Source organism: Mycobacterium sp. NBC_00419 (assembly GCF_036023875.1).
Lineage (GTDB): Bacteria > Actinomycetota > Actinomycetes > Mycobacteriales > Mycobacteriaceae > Mycobacterium.
In genome coordinates this window covers 2,189,123-2,206,789 of sequence record NZ_CP107931.1, presented here as the reverse complement: position 1 = coordinate 2,206,789, position 17,667 = coordinate 2,189,123, and the positions used below count along the sequence as shown (strand labels likewise).

17 protein-coding genes are annotated in these 17,667 nt (G+C 66.6%); 8 read left to right on the top strand and 9 right to left on the bottom strand.

What is annotated here, in order from left to right:
* Window positions 1–29 precede the first annotated feature (29 nt).
* On the bottom strand, window positions 30–890 hold the full coding sequence (locus OG976_RS10425; RefSeq protein ID WP_328361505.1) for a MaoC/PaaZ C-terminal domain-containing protein: 861 nt from the start codon (window positions 888–890) through the stop codon (window positions 30–32).
* Window position 891: 1 nt separating this feature from the next.
* Window positions 892–2,604: a 3-oxosteroid 1-dehydrogenase gene (gene kstD, locus OG976_RS10420; protein WP_328361502.1), complete on the bottom strand. Its 1,713-nt coding sequence runs from the start codon at window positions 2,602–2,604 to the stop codon at window positions 892–894.
* A gap of 154 nt (window positions 2,605–2,758) precedes the next feature.
* Here kstD and OG976_RS10415 point away from each other — a divergent pair, with 154 nt between their 5' ends.
* The 4 genes from OG976_RS10415 to OG976_RS10400 are packed head-to-tail and all read left to right on the top strand — an operon-like array spanning window position 2,759 to window position 7,684.
* The gene (locus OG976_RS10415; protein ID WP_328361499.1) at window positions 2,759–3,544 is read left to right on the top strand and encodes a 2-keto-4-pentenoate hydratase; all 786 of its coding nucleotides are present in this window, start codon (window positions 2,759–2,761) and stop codon (window positions 3,542–3,544) included.
* A gap of 13 nt (window positions 3,545–3,557) precedes the next feature.
* Window positions 3,558–4,490, top strand: a complete 933-nt coding sequence (locus OG976_RS10410) for an acetaldehyde dehydrogenase (acetylating) (protein ID WP_328361496.1) — start codon at window positions 3,558–3,560, stop codon at window positions 4,488–4,490.
* Window positions 4,487–5,542, top strand: a complete 1,056-nt coding sequence (gene dmpG / locus OG976_RS10405) for a 4-hydroxy-2-oxovalerate aldolase (protein ID WP_328361489.1) — start codon at window positions 4,487–4,489, stop codon at window positions 5,540–5,542. The genes OG976_RS10410 and dmpG overlap by 4 nt, the downstream gene beginning before the upstream one ends.
* Before the next feature lie 54 nt (window positions 5,543–5,596).
* Complete coding sequence (locus OG976_RS10400; protein ID WP_328363372.1) at window positions 5,597–7,684, top strand: RecQ family ATP-dependent DNA helicase; 2,088 nt, start codon at window positions 5,597–5,599, stop codon at window positions 7,682–7,684.
* Between the two features lie 13 nt (window positions 7,685–7,697).
* Here the strand turns inward: OG976_RS10400 and OG976_RS10395 are convergent, their stop codons facing one another.
* The gene (locus tag OG976_RS10395; RefSeq protein WP_328361486.1) at window positions 7,698–8,609 is read right to left on the bottom strand and encodes an IclR family transcriptional regulator; all 912 of its coding nucleotides are present in this window, start codon (window positions 8,607–8,609) and stop codon (window positions 7,698–7,700) included.
* A 126-nt stretch (window positions 8,610–8,735) separates the two neighbouring features.
* Between OG976_RS10395 and OG976_RS10390 the strand changes: the two genes are divergently transcribed.
* The 3 genes from OG976_RS10390 to OG976_RS10380 are packed head-to-tail and all read left to right on the top strand — an operon-like array spanning window position 8,736 to window position 11,785.
* A complete protein-coding gene (locus OG976_RS10390; RefSeq protein WP_328361483.1) occupies window positions 8,736–9,863 on the top strand; it encodes a hypothetical protein in 1,128 nt (375 codons plus the stop codon).
* 3 nt (window positions 9,864–9,866) lie between these two features.
* On the top strand, window positions 9,867–10,649 hold the full coding sequence (locus OG976_RS10385) for an SDR family oxidoreductase (RefSeq protein WP_328361480.1): 783 nt from the start codon (window positions 9,867–9,869) through the stop codon (window positions 10,647–10,649).
* Complete coding sequence (locus tag OG976_RS10380) at window positions 10,649–11,785, top strand: sulfotransferase family protein (protein WP_328361477.1); 1,137 nt, start codon at window positions 10,649–10,651, stop codon at window positions 11,783–11,785. The genes OG976_RS10385 and OG976_RS10380 overlap by 1 nt, the downstream gene beginning before the upstream one ends.
* A 16-nt stretch (window positions 11,786–11,801) precedes the next feature.
* On the opposite strand, the gene OG976_RS10375 is transcribed toward OG976_RS10380, so the two are convergent.
* On the bottom strand, window positions 11,802–12,266 hold the full coding sequence (locus tag OG976_RS10375; RefSeq protein WP_328361474.1) for a hypothetical protein: 465 nt from the start codon (window positions 12,264–12,266) through the stop codon (window positions 11,802–11,804).
* Complete coding sequence (locus OG976_RS10370; RefSeq protein WP_328361471.1) at window positions 12,263–13,402, bottom strand: Rieske 2Fe-2S domain-containing protein; 1,140 nt, start codon at window positions 13,400–13,402, stop codon at window positions 12,263–12,265. The genes OG976_RS10375 and OG976_RS10370 overlap by 4 nt, the downstream gene beginning before the upstream one ends.
* Window positions 13,403–13,518: 116 nt before the next feature.
* On the opposite strand from OG976_RS10370, the gene OG976_RS10365 reads away from it, so the two are divergent.
* On the top strand, window positions 13,519–14,043 hold the full coding sequence (locus OG976_RS10365) for a gamma carbonic anhydrase family protein (protein ID WP_328363369.1): 525 nt from the start codon (window positions 13,519–13,521) through the stop codon (window positions 14,041–14,043).
* A gap of 83 nt (window positions 14,044–14,126) precedes the next feature.
* Here OG976_RS10365 and OG976_RS10360 read toward each other — a convergent pair whose 3' ends face one another.
* From OG976_RS10360 to OG976_RS10345, 4 genes are read right to left on the bottom strand one after another with little or no spacing between them, the layout of a single operon-like run.
* Window positions 14,127–14,528: a nuclear transport factor 2 family protein gene (locus OG976_RS10360; RefSeq protein WP_328361468.1), complete on the bottom strand. Its 402-nt coding sequence runs from the start codon at window positions 14,526–14,528 to the stop codon at window positions 14,127–14,129.
* The gene (locus tag OG976_RS10355; RefSeq protein WP_328361465.1) at window positions 14,525–15,406 is read right to left on the bottom strand and encodes a TIGR03619 family F420-dependent LLM class oxidoreductase; all 882 of its coding nucleotides are present in this window, start codon (window positions 15,404–15,406) and stop codon (window positions 14,525–14,527) included. Before OG976_RS10355 ends, OG976_RS10360 begins: the two co-directional genes overlap by 4 nt.
* A 5-nt stretch (window positions 15,407–15,411) precedes the next feature.
* On the bottom strand, window positions 15,412–16,593 hold the full coding sequence (locus OG976_RS10350; RefSeq protein WP_328361462.1) for a thiolase domain-containing protein: 1,182 nt from the start codon (window positions 16,591–16,593) through the stop codon (window positions 15,412–15,414).
* Window positions 16,593–17,660: a thiolase domain-containing protein gene (locus OG976_RS10345; RefSeq protein ID WP_328361459.1), complete on the bottom strand. Its 1,068-nt coding sequence runs from the start codon at window positions 17,658–17,660 to the stop codon at window positions 16,593–16,595. Before OG976_RS10345 ends, OG976_RS10350 begins: the two co-directional genes overlap by 1 nt.
* Window positions 17,661–17,667 lie beyond the last annotated feature (7 nt).

The window sequence follows — 17,667 nt, the reverse complement described above, 5'->3', positions numbered from 1 at the left end:
CTACCCGGAACGCTCGGCGGCGACGCCCACTAAACCGGGACGAACTCCACGTCGGAGAGCGCCACGGCATCATCGCGCGACGGAACGGTGACGACACCGACGAAGCGGCCGTCCTCTTTCCAGATGCTGGCCTTGATGGTCTCGCCCGGCAACACCACGCCGGCGAAGCGGGCCCCATAGGTCTTCACCTGGGTCGCGTCACCGTCCACGAGCGTGTCGACCAGCGCCTTGCAGGTCATGCCGTAGGTGCACAGTCCGTGCAGGATAGGCCGCGGAAAGCCTGCGGCCGCGGCGAATTCGGGGTCGGAGTGCAGCGGATTGCGATCGCCACACATCCGGTACAGCAGCGCCTGCTGCGGCGACACCGGGATCGAGATCTCGTAGTCCGGTGCACGATCCGGTGCGGCCACCGACGTCGACGGTCCGCGCTCGCCGCCAAACCCGCCCTCGCCGCGGGCGAAGATCGACCGCTTGCTGGTCCACAGCAGACTGCCCGCCGGGTCGGTCACCGTCATCTCGCTGACGATGACCGCGGCCTTGCCCTTGTCCCAGATCTCGGTGAACTTCTGCACCGACCGACCGGTGCCACTCGGCGGAATCGGAGCTGCCACCGTCACCGCCTCGCTGGCGTGCAGCACCTTGCTCAGCTCGATGTCGATACCGGGGAACTTCACCGTCGGCGCCTCGGTCATGTGGAAGCTGGCCGCCACACTGCTGAACGTCGGCAGCACCTGCGGGGTGCCGTCGGTCAGATAGCGCAACTCGCGCGGGTCCATCGGATCGGAGCCCGCGCCCAGGCCGAGGTGATAGAGCTGCACGTCGCTGCTCGTCCAGGAGAACTCGATGGGGTCCAGCTCGGCGCCGAGCGCCACGTCGAGATCGATTGGCATGTCAGCCCTTTCTTGTGCCCGATGTCGCCGGCCCGGCGGCTCCGGCAATGTCGAGTGCGGCCAGGTAGCCGAAGGTCATCGCGGGACCGATGGTGCCACCCGGGCCGGGATAGGTGTGACCCATCACCGGCGAGCTGACATTACCGGCAGCATAGAGGCCTTCGATGACCGAGCCGTCGTCTCGCAACGCACGGCCGTTGACGTCGGTGCGGATACCGCCCTTGGTGCCCAGATCGCCGGGCACCATCTTCGCCGCGTAGAACGGTCCGTGCTTGATCTCACCCAGGTTCGGATTGGGCTTGTTGGTCGGGTCGCCGTAGTAGCGGTCGTAGGCGCTCTCGCCGCGGTGGAAGTCCTCGTCGACGCCGGAGCGGGCGAAGCCGTTGAACCGCTCGACCGTGCCCAGGAACGAATCGGCCGGCAGGCCGGTCTTCTCGGCCAGCTCAGCGAGGGTGTCGGCCTTGACGATCACACCCGATTCCATCCACTTCTTCGGAATGCGCTGTCCGGGTTGCAGTCCGGCGAAGATGAACCGATCGCGGTACTGCTGGTCGAACACCAGCCACGCCGGGACGTTCTCGCCGGGGCCGGCTCCCTGGCCGTACTCGCCGCCGTACATGTGATGGCAGGCCTCGACGTAGGGCATCGACTCGTTCATGAACCGCTTGCCCGACAGGTTGACGATGATCGAACCGGGGGAGTTGCGTTCCGAGAGTGCGAACCAGGGGGAGCCGACCAGCGGAACCGTCGGCCCCCACCAGGCGTCTTCCATCAATTCCAGTGCGGCGCCGAGCTTCTCGGCGGCAGCGATGCCGTCGCCGGTGTTGGCGACCGCGCCGACGGTCCATTCCGTGGTGATCGGCGCGCGCTGGTACTTGATGCGCATCTGCTCGTTGTGCTCGAAGCCGCCGCTGCCCAGGATGACCGCGCGGCGGGCCCGGATCAGCTGCGGGTCAGCGGCTTCCGGCCCGGTCATGTCGCGGACATAGATACCCCGGACCACGCCGTCCTCGACGTAGAGGTCGGTCAGGGCGGTGTTCAGCAGAACCGGCACGCCGGCTTTCTGCAGACCGATCCGCAGCGGTGCGATCAGTGCCCGGCCCATGCCCACGAGGTTCTTGCCACGCGCCGAGGCCCACATGGTGCGCGCACCGACCTTCAGACTGCGCAGCACGCCGCGGGGATGGCGCTTGAGCTGATTGAGGCGGACATAATCCTGTTGCATGACAACGACGTTGAGGGGCACCTTGCCGTACGCCGGCTCCAGTAACTTCTCGTCGGCGCCGAGCTTCTTGGCATCGAAGGGCTTGGGCTCGATCGAGCGTCCACCCGGGCGTCCTCCCGGGGCCTCGGGGTAGTAGTCCGAGTAGCCCGGCACCCAGCACATCTTGAGCGGGGTGTGCTTGAGCACGAACGACATCATCTCCGGACCGCGATCCAGGTACGTATCGATGCGCTCGGGCTCGACCACGTCACCGATGATGTGGTGCAGGTAGGTGCGGGCAGCTTCTCGCGTATCGGTCACGCCGTCACGCTTGAGGATCTCGTTGTTCGGAATCCACACCCCGCCGCCCGAGCGCGCGGTTGAGCCACCGAAGTGTGCGGCCTTCTCCACGAGGACCGTGGATAGTCCCTGGTGGGCCGCGGTAAGGGCGGCCACCATGCCGGCGGCACCGCTTCCGACGACGACGACGTCGAACTCCTGAGCTGTCATACTAGAACACGTTATAGAATTGCCCCGTCCGGGCGCTACTGACCCCGCCTTTCCGGTCAGCGGAACGCTTAGCCCATGGGGTTCCGGACGGCACTAGAATCGCCTGCACCGGGCGTCGTTCGCCCCGGTCATACCAATGAGGGGACAGCCGGGAATGCTGAGTGTTGCCACGCGCGCAGAACTTGCCGCAGAGCTGGCCGAGGCGGAGCGCAGCCGTGTGCCGATGACACCACTGACCGCCAATCACCCCGATATCGACGTCGTCGACGCCTACGAGATCCAGCTCATCAACATCCGCCAGCGCATCGCCGAGGGCGCCCGGGTGGTCGGCCACAAGGTGGGCCTCTCCTCGGAGGCGATGCAGAAGATGATGGGCGTCGACGAGCCGGACTACGGCCATCTGCTCGCCGACATGGAGGTCTTCGAGGACAAGCCGGTGCCGGCCGGACGCTTCCTGTTCCCGCGCGTCGAGGTCGAGGTCGGGTTCATCCTCGCCGACGACCTGCCCGGTGAGGGGTGCACGGAGGACGATGTGCTGGCCGCCACCGCGGCGTTCGCCCCGTCCATCGAACTGATCGACACCCGGATCAAGGACTGGAAGATCGCCCTGTGCGACACGATCGCCGACAACGCGTCCTCGGCCGGTTTCGTGCTCGGCAAGGGGCGCGTCTCGCCCAAGGACATCGATATTCAGGGCATCGACGCGGTGCTCACCCGCAATGGTGAGGTGGTGGCCGAGGGCCGCAGCGATGCCGTTCTCGGCAACCCGGTCACCGCCGTGGCGTGGCTGGCCCGCAAGGTCGACAGCTTCGGCGTGCGCCTCAAAGCCGGCGACATCGTGTTGCCGGGATCGTGCACCAGGGCCATCGACTGCCGCCCTGGCGACCAGTTCGTCGCCGACTTCGCTGGGCTGGGTTCAGTCCGGCTGTCATTCGAGTAAGAGGAGCGTCCACATGGGCCAGAAAAGCTCGGTAGCCATCGTCGGGTCAGGCAATATCAGCACCGATCTGCTGTACAAGCTCCTTCGCTCGGAGTGGCTCGAGCCGCGGTGGATGATCGGCATCGACCCGGACAGCGAAGGCCTGGCGCGGGCCCGCAAGCTCGGGCTGGAGACCAGCCACGAAGGTGTCGACTGGCTGCTCGCCCAGTCGGAGAAGCCGGATCTGGTGTTCGAGGCCACCAGTGCCTACGTGCACAAGGCCGCCGCGCCGCGCTACGCCGAGGCCGGCATCCGGGCGATCGACCTGACGCCGGCCGCCGTCGGCCCCGGTGTCATCCCGCCGGCGAATCTGCGCGCGCACCTGGATGCCCCCAACGTCAACATGGTCACCTGCGGTGGCCAGGCCACCATCCCGATGGTCTACGCGGTGAGCCGCGTCGTGGACGTGCCGTACGCGGAGATCGTCGCCTCGGTGTCGTCGGCGTCGGCCGGTCCGGGCACCCGGGCCAACATCGACGAGTTCACCAAGACAACCAGCGCCGGCGTCGAGGTCATCGGTGGCGCCAAGCGCGGCAAGGCGATCATCATCCTGAACCCGGCCGATCCGCCGATGATCATGCGCGACACCATCTTCTGCGCCATTCCCGAGGACGCCGACCACGACGCGATCACGCAGTCGATCAAGGATGTCGTCGCCGAGGTGCAGACCTATGTGCCCGGCTACCGGTTGCTCAACGAGCCGCAGTTCGACGAGCCGACGGTCTACAACGGTGGCAACCACCTCGTCACCACGTTCGTGGAAGTGGAGGGTGCGGGCGACTACCTGCCGCCCTACGCTGGAAATCTGGACATCATGACCGCGGCGGCCACCAAGGTCGGCGAAGAAATCGCCAGAGAGATGCTGGGCGCGGGTTCCGTGTCTTCATCCGGAGGAGCGCAGGCATGAGCACTGACGAGATCTACTTCAACCCGATGTGGGACGTCCGGATGACGGACACCTCCCTGCGTGACGGCAGCCACCACAAGCGCCATCAGTTCACCAAGGAAGAAGTCGGCGCTATCGTCGCTGCGCTCGACACCGCGGGCGTCCCGGTCATCGAGGTGACCCACGGCGACGGGCTGGGCGGCTCGAGCTTCAACTACGGGTTCTCCAAGACTCCCGAGCAGGAGCTGATCAAGCTGGCCGCCCAGACGGCCAAGGAAGCCAAGATCGCCTTCCTGATGCTGCCGGGCGTGGGCACCAAGGAAGACATCAAGGAAGCCCAGAACAACGGCGGCTCGATCTGCCGGATCGCCACCCACTGCACCGAGGCCGACGTCTCGATCCAGCACTTCGGGCTGGCCCGGGAACTGGGTCTGGAGACCGTTGGCTTCCTGATGATGAGCCACACCATCAGCCCGGAGAAGCTGGCCAAACAGGCCCGGATCATGGCCGACGCGGGCTGCCAGTGCGTCTACGTCGTCGACTCGGCGGGCGCGCTGGTTCTCGAAGGCGTGGCCGACCGGGTGGCGGCGCTGGTCGCCGAGCTCGGTGACGACGCGCAGGTGGGCTTCCATGGCCACGAGAACCTCGGCCTCGGCGTGGCCAACTCGATCGAGGCCGTGCGCGCCGGCGCCAAGCAGATCGACGGCTCCTGCCGCCGGTTCGGCGCCGGGGCCGGTAATGCGCCCGTCGAGGCGCTGATCGGGGTCTTCGACAAGATCGGTGTCAAGACCGGCATCGACTTCTTCGAGATCGCCGACGCCGCCGAAGAGGTCGTCGCACCGGCGATGCCCGCCGAATGCCTGCTGGATCGCAATGCGCTGATCATGGGCTACTCGGGGGTGTACTCCAGCTTCCTCAAGCACGCCATCCGCCAGTCGGAGCGCTACGGCGTGCCTGCGCACCAGCTGCTGCACCGGGCCGGGCAGCGCAAGCTGATCGGCGGCCAGGAGGACCAGCTGATCGACATCGCGCTGGAGATCAAGCGCGAGCAGGAAGCGGCGGCGGCCGGTTAGGCAGCCGGCGCGCTGTCGGGGCCACAGGGCACCATGGTGCCCATGACCCAGCCGGTGGCGACCCGTGAGCAGGCCCAGGCCATCCTGGAGCAGTTGGCAGGCCCTACCGCTGTGTTGCGCGACGACCAGTGGACGGCCATCGAAGCGCTGGTGGTGCAGCGCCGCCAGGCCCTGGTTGTGCAGCGCACCGGCTGGGGCAAGTCGGCGGTGTACTTCATCGCCGCCAAGCTGCTGCGCGAACGCGGGCACGGTGCGACGGTCATCGTCTCGCCGCTGCTGGCGCTGATGCGCAACCAGGTCGCCGCCGCGCAACGCGCGGGCGTTCGTGCGGCCACCATCAACTCCGGCAATGTCACCGAGTGGGACGAGATCCACCAGCGGATCAACGGCGGCGACCTCGACGTCCTGCTGGTCAGCCCGGAACGGCTGAACAACCCGGAATTTCGCGACACCGTGCTACCCGCGCTGGCCGCCGGTGCCGGGCTCGTGGTGGTCGACGAGGCGCACTGCGTCTCGGACTGGGGTCACGACTTTCGGCCCGACTACCGGCGGATCCGCACCTTGATCGCCGAACTCGGTTCGGACGTACCGGTTTTGGCGACCACCGCCACCGCCAACGATCGTGTCGTCAACGACGTCGCGGCCCAGCTGGGCGTCGGTGGGCGGGACACACTGGTGCTGCGCGGCGGGCTCGACCGCGAGTCGTTGCGGTTGTCGGTGGTCCAGGCCGGCGGCGGGGCGCAGCGCACGGCCTGGCTGGCCGAACACCTGGATTCGCTGCCGGGTTCGGGGATCGTCTACACGCTGACCGTCGCCCAGGCGCACGACGTGGCGGCGTTGCTGCGCGAGCGCGGCCACGAGGTGGCCGCCTACACCGGGTCGACGGACACCGCTGAACGCGAACAACTCGAGGCGGATCTCCTGGGCAACCGGGTGAAAGCGCTGATCGCCACCTCGGCGCTGGGGATGGGATTCGACAAGCCGGATCTCGGCTTCGTCGTGCACCTCGGTGCGCCGTCCTCGCCGATCGCGTACTACCAGCAGGTCGGTCGCGCGGGCCGCTCGACGGACAGCGCCGAGGTGGTGCTGTTGCCCGGACGTGAAGACCAGGACGTCTGGCGTTATTTCGCATCGGTGGCATTCCCCTCGGAGGCCATGGTGCGCAACGTGATTGGTGCGTTGGAGCCTGATCGCCCACAGTCGACGCCCGCCCTGGAGCCGCAGGTGGATCTCGGCCGCACCCGGCTGGAGATGGTGCTGAAGGTGCTCGACGTCGACGGCGCGGTGCGGCGGGTCAAAGGCGGGTGGGTGGGCACCGGCCAACCGTGGGACTACGACGAGGCCCGTTACCGCCAGCTCGACGAGGCCCGCCGCCGTGAGCAGCAGGCGATGCTCGACTACCAGAGCACCGACGAGTGCCGAATGACGTTCCTGCGCAGGCAACTCGACGATCCGGACCTCGCCGACGGCGAGCGGTGCGGCCGGTGCGACAACTGCGCGGGCGCCCACTTCGGTGCCGCGGTGAACGAGGACGCGACGGCGCTGGTCCAGGAGCGGCTGATGCGTCCCGGCGTGGAGATCACCCCGCGCAAGCAGTGGCCGTCGGGGCTGGGCAAGCTGGGCGTCACCCTCAGTGGCCGCATCGGTGACGGCCCGGAGCCGGGCCGCGCGATCGGGCGACTGACCGACCTGGGCTGGGGCCCGCGCCTGCGCCGCCTGCTCGACGAGCCCGACGGCGAAGTGCCCCAGGACGTGGTGCAGGCGGCAGTCAAGGTGCTCGCCGCCTGGGGCTGGGCCACCCGTCCGAGCGCCGTACTGGCGCTGGATTCGGATTCCCATCCGGTCCTGATCGCCTCCTTTGCGCGTGAAGTGGCCCGGCTCGGCAGACTGACCGATCTCGGGGTGCTGCGATACGCCGCCGGGCGGCGGCCGGTCAGCGCGGCCAACTCCGCCTATCGCGTTGCCGCCCTTGACGGATCGTGGTCGGCGCCGGATCCGTCTGCCATCGCTGCCGCGGGTGGACCGGTGCTGCTCGTCGATGATCTGACCGACACGGGGTGGACGTTGACGATGGCCGCGCGGGTGGTGCGCCACGCCGGTGCGCAGGCGGTGTTGCCGCTTGCGCTCGCGGCCACCAGCTGACGGCGCGCTGTGCTCACCAGAGCGGTTTGGACCCGCCGAGCTGTGCGGTGAGCGCGTCGGCGCTGGCGACGACGCCACGGGCATGCTTGGCGATCTCGGTGTCGGTCAGCGCACGCCCGATCTGCAGTGACACCGTCATCGCCTGCCGGTGGTGCTGGTCGTAGACGGGTGCGGAGATGACACTCACGTCGTGGCGCTGGCGCGGGCCTGATGTCCCGGGCTCGCCCCGCAGGTGCACCCGCTCGCCGACGTCGGAGATCAGTTCGCCCAACAGGGCTCGCAATTCGTCGGGCAGCGTGCTCGACATGCCGGCCATCAGGGCGTAGAGGCGTCGCCCTGCCGGGGTGAGCCGCTCGACGAGGTAGCCCGACGTGCGGCACTCCGCGATGACGCGTTCGAGCCGGCGGCTGTCGGTGCGCAGCGGAATGGTGGGCGTCTTGGCCAACCAGGCCCGCATCGCGTCGTCGTCCCACAGCACGAACATCAGACCGACCGGGGGCGCGAACGGGTAGCTCTCGCCGACGCGCACTCCGACGTCCGAACCGGGTGGGCCCACGAGTTCCAGCAGGGTGATGCGGTCGTCGACCACACCGGCCAGCGCCGCCGTCGTGTTGAACGTCCTCGACAGCCGGCCCAGTTCGGCACGGGCCGCCGGATTGACCCGCATCGACTCCTGCGCGATCTGACCCAGGGTGATCAGGCTGGGCCCCAGCCGGTAGGTCTTGTCCTTGGGGTCGCGCACCAGGTAGCCGGCCTCGGTCAGCGTGGTGACGATGCCCAGACACGTCGGCTTCGACAGATCGAGCCGACGGGCCAGCTGCGACAGGCCGAATTGGTCGTGCGGGTGCTTGGCGAGGAAGTCGAGAATCGCCACCACGCGCTGCGTCGGGGGAGAGGAGCGACTGGACGACTCACCGTTGACCATTGCAGAATCGTACCTTCTCGTTCCAGATATGGACCGAGAAACAGGTTGACTCGATGTAGAACACGTTCTAGTGTCGGTCCAGCAGACGTACCGGTGCGGTCGAATATTGAAACGCGAGGGCAGTCGATGTACACACAACCTCTGGCGGACGCCATTGCCGAGGCCGAGCGCCTCGTCACGGAAGCCGACTTCATCGAGAGCGAGGCCGACCTTCTGGAGGGCCTGCAGTATCTGGCCGGCTGCATCGCGGCCTGCACGCACGTCGCCTTCGACTACGATCGCGATCATCCCTTCCTGCACTCCGGAACCGGGCCGTTCACCAAGATGGGCCTGGACAATCCCGACACTATGTACTTCGGCACCCGCGTGGTGGCCGGCCAGGAATACGTCGTCACCGGGACGCGCGGCACCACCACCGACGTCAGCTTCCAGTTGCTCGGTGGCGAGTACACCGACGCAGTCGTCCCCGACAGCGAGACCGCGTTCGACGACCGCAAGCTCGACATCGCCGCCGACGGCACCTTCGAATGGCGCTTCACCCCGGACACCAACGCGCAGCTGGTGATTCGCGAGGTCTATAACGACTGGGCCGCCCAGCGCGGCAGCTTTGCGATCGCCCGAACCGACACCGAGGGCACCGCGCCGCCGGCGCTGACCAAAGAGCTGATCGAAAAGCGCTATGCGACCGCGGGCAAGCAGCTGGTTCAGCGGGTCAAAACCTGGCTGCAGTTCCCGAAGTGGTTCTACGACAACCTGCCGGTCAACACACTGACCGCCCCGCGGCTCACCCCCGGTGGACTGGCCACCCAGTATTCGTCGGTGGGCCACTATGACATCACCTCCGACCAGGCGCTGATCCTCACCCTGCCGGTCTCCGATGCGCCCTACCTCGGGTTCCAACTCGGCAGCCTCTGGTACATCTCGCTGGACTACATCAACCACCAGACCTCGCTCAACGGCGCTCAGGCACAGGCTGATCCGGACGGCAAGATCCGGATCGTCGTCTCCGACCGCAGCCCGGGAGTGACCAACTGGGTCGAGACACTCGGCCACGGCAAGGGCTACCTGCAGTTCCGCTGGCAGCGCGTCTCGCGTGAGCTGACTGCTGCCGACGGCCCCACCCTGGAACTGGTCGACCTCGACGAGGTTGCGGGCAAGCTGCCTTACTACGAGCACAACAAGATCTCCGAAGACGGCTGGCGGGAGCGAATCGCACTGCGCCAGAAACTCATTGGCAACAGGATGGTGGGATAGGTCATGGCGGGCTTACTCGAGAACAAAGTCGTGGTGATCAGCGGTGTGGGTCCCGCACTGGGCACCACGCTGGCACGCCGATGTGCCGAGGCCGGCGCGGACGTGGTCCTGGCGGCGCGCACCGTCGGGCGGCTCGACGATGTCGCCAAGGAAGTCACCGCACTCGGCCGTCGCGCGTTGTCGGTCGGCACCGACATCACCGACGACGAGCAGGTTGACAACCTGGTCAAGCAGACCCTGGACACCTACGGCAAAGTCGACGTCCTGGTCAACAATGCGTTCAAGGTCCCGTCGATGAAGCCGTTCGCCAACACCACGTTCGAGCACATCCGCGAGACATTGGAGCTCACCGTGCTCGGTGCGCTGCGGCTGATCCAGGGCTTCACCCCGGCGCTGACCGAGGCCAAGGGGTCCATCGTGAACGTCAACTCGATGGTCGTCCGCCATTCCGACCCCAAGCAGGGCGCCTACAAGATGGCCAAGGCTGCGCTGCTGGCTATGTCGGAGTCGCTGGCCAGTGAGCTCGGAGGGCAGGGTATCCGGGTGAATTCCGTTCTGCCTGGCTACATCTGGGGTGGAACGCTGCAGGGCTACTTCGAGCACCAGGCCAGCAAGTACGGAACCACCGTCGATGAGATCTACAAGGCGGCTGCGGTGAACTCCGATCTCAAGCGGCTGCCCACCGAGGACGAGGTCGCCTCGGCCATCCTGTTCATGGCCAGCGATCTGTCGAACGGCATCACCGGCCAGACCCTCGACGTCAACTGCGGGGAGTACCACAACTGATGAGCGATTTCCTGAGCGTCGAGAGCCTGCTCGCCTCGGCCACTAAAGCCACCGGGATGGACGACTTCGGCGTCGACGACGACAACTACCGAGAAGCGCTGGGGGTGCTGCTCGAAGCGTTCCGCAGCGAGGCCGACCTCACCGAACTCGGCAGCAAGATGCAGCGGTTCTTCGTGCGCAATGCGTTGGTGGCCAGGCTCCTGTCCGAGTCCGCTTTCAAGCAGTACCCGCAGCACGTGGACGTGCCGATCGAGCGGCCGATCTTCGTCACCGGGCTGCCGCGCACCGGTACCACCGCCCTGCACCGACTGTTGTGCGGCGATCCCCGTCACCAGGGATTGGAGCTGTGGCTGGCGGAGTTCCCGCAGCCCAGGCCGCCGCGCGAAACCTGGCCGCAGAACCCGGTTTTCGCTGAGCTCGATGCCCGGTTCAAGAAGGCCCACGACGAGAATCCCGACTACACCGGCCTGCACTACATGACCGCCGACGAGGTGGAGGAGTGCTGGCAGTTGCTGCGCCAGTCGCTGCACTCGGTGTCCTACGAGACGCTGGCGCATGTGCCGACATATGCGCAGTGGCTGGCCCGCCAGGACTGGACCAAGTCCTACCTCCGGCATCGCAAGAACCTGCAACTGATCGGGCTCAACGAACCCGAGAAGCGTTGGGTGCTCAAGAATCCCAGCCACCTGTTCGCGCTCGATGCGGTGTTCGCGGCCTACCCCGATGCGCTGATCCTGCAGTGCCACCGGCCGGCCGAGACGATCATGGCCTCGATGTGCTCGCTGGCCCAGCACACCACCGATGGCTGGTCGAACACGTTCACGGGTGACGTCATCGGTGCTGACGCGCTCGAGACGTGGTCGCGCGGGCTGGAGCGGTTCAACGCCGTGCGCCGCGAACACGACGAGGCGCAGTTCTATGACGTCGACTACTTCCAGCTCATCCGCGAGCCGATCCGTACGGTGGAGAACATCTACTCGCACTTCGGTATCGAGATGACCGACGATGCGCGCGCGGCGATCCAGGCCACCGACGAGGAGAGCAAGCAGGGGCCGCGAGCCCCCAAGCACACCTACTCGCTGTCGGACTACGGGTTGACCGAGGAACAGGTCAAGGAGCGCTTCAAGGGGCTGTAGTCCTGGGTGTCAGGGCTCAGCCGTCGCCGGGGGCGGGGGCGCTGGAGTACTCCTCCAGGCAGCCCTCCGCGACAGCGTGTTTGATGCTGTCGGACATCTTCTGGCAGCCGCGGGTTCGCGCGCTACTACCGCCGCCGGCGCGTACTTCGGCGAAGTAGGCACACCGCTGCTGGGCCTCGGTGTTCCACTGCACCAGCGTGTGTGCGGCGCCGAGCTTCTTCACCCGCACCGAGACGTGGCAGAACCGGCAGTCCACCTCAGCCAGCCCGGCCGACAGATAGCGCTCGCGGTCCAAGCGGGTTGCCTCGTGGATTGCCGCCGCGCGCTGCGGGTCGCCGGCGAAATCAGGTGCCTTCGCCCACGACGTGGGAGTGCTCCCGTCGTCGACGGGGTGCGGCTCGTCGTGCTCGTGCACGCCGAGCAGATCCATCATGGACCGCGCCAGGTCGTCGACGTCAGGCGGTTGGTCCCCTGCGGTCATGTCGCCGGCTGCCCTGCCTGGTCGGCCTGGCGCTTGAGGTTCTCCTCGACTTCGACCTTCCACTTCTCGTTGGCCGGGGTGGTGTCGATCTCGAGTTCGAAGCGGTCGACCATGTCGGGGCTGACGTCGGCGACGTCGACGTAGAACTGCTGATACCAGCGGCGCATCTGGTAGACCGCGCCGTCCTCCTCGACCAGCAACGGATTCTCGATGCGCGTCTTGTGCTTCCAGATCTCCACGTCCTGCAGGAAGCCCTTGCTGACACCGGTGACCATCGCGTCGGAGAGCTTGTCGCTCATCTTCTCGTCGAGGCCCTTAGGCTTCTCGACGATCACACCCCACTGGAGCATGAACGAGTCCTGCGTCACTGGGTAGTGGCAGTTGATCAGGATCGACTCGGCCTTGAAGCCGCCGTAGACGTTGTGCAGCCAGTTGATCATGAACGACGGACCGAAGTACGACGCCTCCGAATCGAGATGGGACTCAACGTAGGCCGTGCCCATGTCGTTGATGTCGGGGCGCCCGACGTTGTGCAGGTACTGCGAGGCGATATGGCCTTCGAAGACGTTCTTGAAGTACGTCGGCAGGCCGAAGTGGATGTAGTAGAAGTGCGCCATGTCGGTGACGTTGTCCACGATCTCGCGGCAGTTCGAGCCCTCGATCAGCATCGAGTTCCACTTCCAGTCGGTCCACTCGCCGCCCGCCCACTCGGGGATCTCCGGGATGCGGACCTCGGGCTGCGGCGGATTGCCCTCATGGTCGTGCCAGACGAACAGCAGCCCGCTGCGCACGTCGGTCTCCCAGGACCGGGTGCGGGCCAGCCGCGGGGTGCGCTTGGCGTAGGGCACCAGCCGGCAGCGGCCGTCGCCACCCCAGCGCCAGTCGTGGAACGGGCAGGCGATCGCATCACCCTTGACGGTGCCCTGCGACAGGTCACCACCGAGGTGGCGGCAGTAGGCGTCCAGCACGTGCACCGCGCCGGAATCGTCGGCGAAGACCACCAGTTTGGTGCCGAACGCGTTGATCGCGTGCGGCTTGCCGTCCAGGTAATCTCTGACCGGGCCAAGGCAGTGCCATCCTCTGGCATACCGGTCCGGCAGGGTTCCGGTGTCGATCTCGCGAACGCCGCTTGTCACCAGGTGCCTCCACTTCTAGTCTCTAACTAGAACACGTTACAGTTTCTCGGGCGGCTCTTGCAATATCAATGCAGCTAGCTGCGGATTACCCGAATGACATGGGGTATATCTGGACGATGCCGATGTACTCGTTCGAAGGCCGGTCACCAAAGGTGGACCCCACCGCGTTCGTGGCGCCCACCGCGGTCCTGATTGGTGACGTGACCGTGGAGGCCGGCGCATCGGTGTGGTTCAACGCCGTCCTGCGTGGCGACTTCGCGCCCATCGTCATCCGCGAGGGCGCCAATGTGCAGGACGGTTCGGTGCTGCACGCACCGCCGGGAATCCCGGTCGACCTCGGACCCGGCGCGACGATCGCGCACATGTGCACCATCCACGGCGCCCACATCGGCGCGGAGGCACTGATCGCCAACCACTGCACGGTCCTCGACGGCGCGGTGATCGGGGCCCGCAGCATGATCGCCGCACACTCGCTGGTGGTCGGCGGCACCCACATACCCGACGAGGTGCTGGTCACGGGTGCGCCGGCGAAGGTCAAGGGCCCGATCGCCGGAACCGGCGCCGAGGTGTGGGTGAACCTCAACCCGAAGGCCTACCAGGATCTGGCGCAGCGCTATCTGACCGGCTTCGAGGAGATCTGACTTCGGCGCCGAATGGCCACTTGTGACACGCGAATCGGCCGGCGATGTGGCGTGCGTAAGTGGCCACTCGCCGAGCAGCTACCTCAGAGCTTCTCGGCGCTCTTGGCGGCCTGGTCGAGTTCCCAAAAGGCGCGCAGCGCAACCATTTTGCCCTCGTCGTTCACCTTGTAGGTGAATACGCCCTCGGCCAACACCCGGTATCCCGCGGACTCGATCACGATGTGGCCGACGTTGGCCTCTTCGTTGCCGCACTGATAGGTCTTCTCGAAATGGAAGGCGAGCTTGCTGGGCGCGATCGCCATGTCGTAGAACTTCGCGATCGCCTCCTTGCCCCGGTGTCCCTTGCCCTCAGGATCGAAGTGCGACGGACCGATCGGGTCCTCGATGATCGCGTCATCGGCGAATACCGCGAGCCAGGCCTCTTTGTCCCGCGCCATGGCCGCCTCGCGGGAGCGTCGGCCCGCCTCGTGCGCCGGGGTGCTCACTGCTCCTGCCAGCCGGAATGGATGTAGGTCTCGGCGAAACGCTTCATCGAGTCGATCTTCTTGTCCACCGGGGCGTCGAAGGCGAGGCCTTCGAACACCCACGGGATACCGATGTAGTCCGTGACTCCAGCCGCCACCAGGTCGCGATGCCCGTCGACACCGAACTTGTCGATACAGACCGCCTGGTATTCGAAAGGATCACCGGCGCGGCCATTGTCGGCCAGCAGCCGCTTGAGCGTGCTGATGGTCTCGGCCAACTGGTCACAGGTCATCATGGCGCTGGTCCAGCCGTCGCTGACGCGTGCGGCGCGTTTGAGTGCCACGTCGGTGTGCCCGCCGACGTAGAACGGCACCGGCGTGGACGGCGCCGGGCTCATCTGCAGCCGCTCGAAATCGTAGAACTCACCGTGGAACTCCACCATGCCGCCGGCCAGCACCAGCTTGATGACGTCGATCATCTCGTCGACGCGCTTGCCGCGCTTGGCGTAGGGAACCCCGCACCACTCGAACTCTTCAGGAGCCCAACCGATTCCCACGCCGAAGCCGAACCGGTTGTTGGTCAGATTGGCGACCGAGCCGACCTGACGCGCCAGCAGCAGCGGATTGCGGGAGCCCAACTTCATCACGTTGGTGTAGAAGCGGATCTTCGACGTCACCGCCCCCATCGCACCGGCGAGGATGAGCGGATCCACCCACGGCGAGGTCTCGTCGAACATCCGCTTGCCGTCGGCGGTGTAGGGATAGTCAACGGACTGCTTCTCGAAATAGAAGATCGAGTCCGGCAGCGCGATGCTGTCGAACCCGAGCTCCTCTGCCGCCTTGGCGATCTCGATCAGCTGATCCAGTGGGCTGAATGCGATGCTGACCGTGTACTTCATCCGCGTCACTGCTTGGCGGGTTTGTCGCTGCCGACCACCCACATCGAGTAGTACTGCGACCCACCGCCGTACGCGTGGCCGAGCGCCTTACGGGCGTTCTTGACCTGATGATCGCCGGCCTTGCCCATCACCTGGATCGCCGACTCGGCGAAGCGGATCATGCCCGAGGCGCCGATCGGGTTCGACGAGAGCACACCACCGGAGGCGTTGACCGGCAGCTTGCCGCCGATCGCCGTCTCGCCGGCCTCGGTGAGCTTCCAGCCCTCGCCTTCGGCGGCAAACCCGAGGTTCTCCAACCACATCGGCTCGAACCAGGAGAACGGCACGTAGATCTCGGCGACGTCGATCTCGTCGATCGGACTCGTGATGCCGGCGGCTTTCCACAGGGCTGCCGCGGCGTCGCGGCCCGCCTGCGGGCTGACCTGGTCACGGCCTGCGTAGGCCAGCGGTTCGGTGCGCAGCGCGGTGGCGTGCACCCAGGCGACGGTGTTGCCCTCGGCCACCCACTGGTCGGCGATCTCCTCGTTGCCGATCACGATCGCGCACGCGCCGTCGGAGGACGGGCACGTCTCGTCGTAGCGGATCGGATCCCACAGCATCGGCGACTCCATCACCTTCTCGACGGTGATGTCGGGCTGATGCAGATGCGCAAGCGGATTCTTCGCGCCGTTGAGCCGGTCCTTGACCGCGACGATCGCGCCGATGTGCTTGGGTGCGCCGGAGCGGTTGATATAGGCGCGGACGTGCGGCGCGAAGTAGCCGCCGGCACCGGCGCCGACCGGCTTGGTGAACGGCACCGGAATCGACAGCCCCCACATGGCATTCGACTCAGACTGCTTCTCCCAGGCCATCGCCAGCACGCGCCGGTACTTGCCGGACTGCACCAGGCTGGCGGCCACGATCGCGGTCGATCCGCCCACCGAACCGGCGGTGTGCACGCGGATCAGCGGCTTGCCCGTCGCGCCCACGGCGTCGGCCATGAACAGCTCGGGCATCATGACGCCCTCGAAGAAGTCGGGTGCCTTGCCGACGACCACGGCGTCGATGTCGTCGAACGTCGAGCCGGAGTCGGCGAGAGCGCGGTCAATGGCTTCGCGCACCAGGCCGTTCATCGACACGTCTTTGCGCTTGGCGACGTACTTGGTCTGCCCGGTGCCTAGCACCGCGGCCAGATGCTTGCCGGCCATCAGGCGTCCTTCCCTTCGAGCACGGCCACCAGGTTCTGTTGCAGCGCAGGCCCACTGGTGGCGTGTGCCAGCACCCGCTGCGCCGACCCCTCGAAAATGTGCCGGGCAGCGAAGCCGATGCGTTCCAGCCCCGCCGAGAACATCGGGTTGGCTGCCAGCGCACCGCCGGACGGGTTGATCTTGGTCGAGTCCGGCAATCCGATCGCTTCGGTGAGGATCAGCTGCTGGTGGCTGAACGGCGCGTAGATCTCGGCGACCTCGATCGACCCGGCATCACCATTGGTGGCCGCCTTGGCCGACGCGGCCGTCGATGGGGAGGTGGTCAGGTCGCGTGCCCCGAGCACCGGGGTTTCGATGCGGTGCTCGAAACCGGTGATCCAGGCCGGCCTTTCGCGCAGTTCCTTCGCGCGGTCACCTCTAGCCAACACGATGGCCGAGGCGCCGTCGGTGATCGGCGCAATGTCGTGCTTGCGCAACGGATCAGCGAAGTACGGGCGCGACAGCAGTTCCTCGATGCTGGTCGCGGGCTTCTCGGCATCCGTGCGCGGGGCGGCGGCCAGCGCATCGAGCGCAACCTGCGCCATCTGCTCTTCGGTCCACTTGCCGGCATCGAGACCGAACCGCGCCTGCAGCCCGGCCATCGACACCGAGTCCGGCCACAGCGGCGCGACCGTGTAGGGGTCGGTCTGCAGCGCGAGCACGCGGCGCAAGGTGCCTGCCGAGGACTTGCCGAAGCCGTACACCAGCGCGGTGTCGATCTCGCCGGTCAGCAGCTTGATGTAGGCCTCGTAGAGCGCCCACGCCGCGTCCATCTCAACGTGCGACTCGTTGATCGGCGGCACTGCGCCGATCGAGTCGATCGCCGAGATGAACGAAAAGGCACGTCCGGCAAGGTAATCGGAGGATCCCGAGCACCAGAAGCCGATGTCGGTCTGCTTGAGCCCGAGCTCGTCGTAGAGCTGGGCGAAGCATGGCATCAGCATTTCGACGCCGTTGGTGGTGCCGTCGGTGCGCCGCACGTGTGGTGCGTGTGCGAACCCGACGACAGCTACATCGCGGTCAGACATGGATGTC

Excerpts from the sequence above, each read along its gene's own strand:
- OG976_RS10425 (WP_328361505.1), bottom strand. The coding sequence starts at position 890 with ATGCCAATCGATCTCGACGTGGCGCTCGGCGCCGAGCTGGACCCCATC.
- kstD (WP_328361502.1), bottom strand. The coding sequence starts at position 2,604 with ATGACAGCTCAGGAGTTCGACGTCGTCGTCGTCGGAAGCGGTGCCGCC.
- OG976_RS10415 (WP_328361499.1), top strand. The coding sequence starts at position 2,759 with ATGCTGAGTGTTGCCACGCGCGCAGAACTTGCCGCAGAGCTGGCCGAG.
- OG976_RS10410 (WP_328361496.1), top strand. The coding sequence starts at position 3,558 with ATGGGCCAGAAAAGCTCGGTAGCCATCGTCGGGTCAGGCAATATCAGC.
- dmpG (WP_328361489.1), top strand. The coding sequence starts at position 4,487 with ATGAGCACTGACGAGATCTACTTCAACCCGATGTGGGACGTCCGGATG.
- OG976_RS10395 (WP_328361486.1), bottom strand. The coding sequence starts at position 8,609 with ATGGTCAACGGTGAGTCGTCCAGTCGCTCCTCTCCCCCGACGCAGCGC.
- OG976_RS10390 (WP_328361483.1), top strand. The coding sequence starts at position 8,736 with ATGTACACACAACCTCTGGCGGACGCCATTGCCGAGGCCGAGCGCCTC.
- OG976_RS10385 (WP_328361480.1), top strand. The coding sequence starts at position 9,867 with ATGGCGGGCTTACTCGAGAACAAAGTCGTGGTGATCAGCGGTGTGGGT.
- OG976_RS10380 (WP_328361477.1), top strand. The coding sequence starts at position 10,649 with ATGAGCGATTTCCTGAGCGTCGAGAGCCTGCTCGCCTCGGCCACTAAA.
- OG976_RS10375 (WP_328361474.1), bottom strand. The coding sequence starts at position 12,266 with ATGACCGCAGGGGACCAACCGCCTGACGTCGACGACCTGGCGCGGTCC.
- OG976_RS10365 (WP_328363369.1), top strand. The coding sequence starts at position 13,519 with ATGCCGATGTACTCGTTCGAAGGCCGGTCACCAAAGGTGGACCCCACC.
- OG976_RS10355 (WP_328361465.1), bottom strand. The coding sequence starts at position 15,406 with ATGAAGTACACGGTCAGCATCGCATTCAGCCCACTGGATCAGCTGATC.
- OG976_RS10350 (WP_328361462.1), bottom strand. The coding sequence starts at position 16,593 with ATGGCCGGCAAGCATCTGGCCGCGGTGCTAGGCACCGGGCAGACCAAG.
- OG976_RS10345 (WP_328361459.1), bottom strand. The coding sequence starts at position 17,660 with ATGTCTGACCGCGATGTAGCTGTCGTCGGGTTCGCACACGCACCACAC.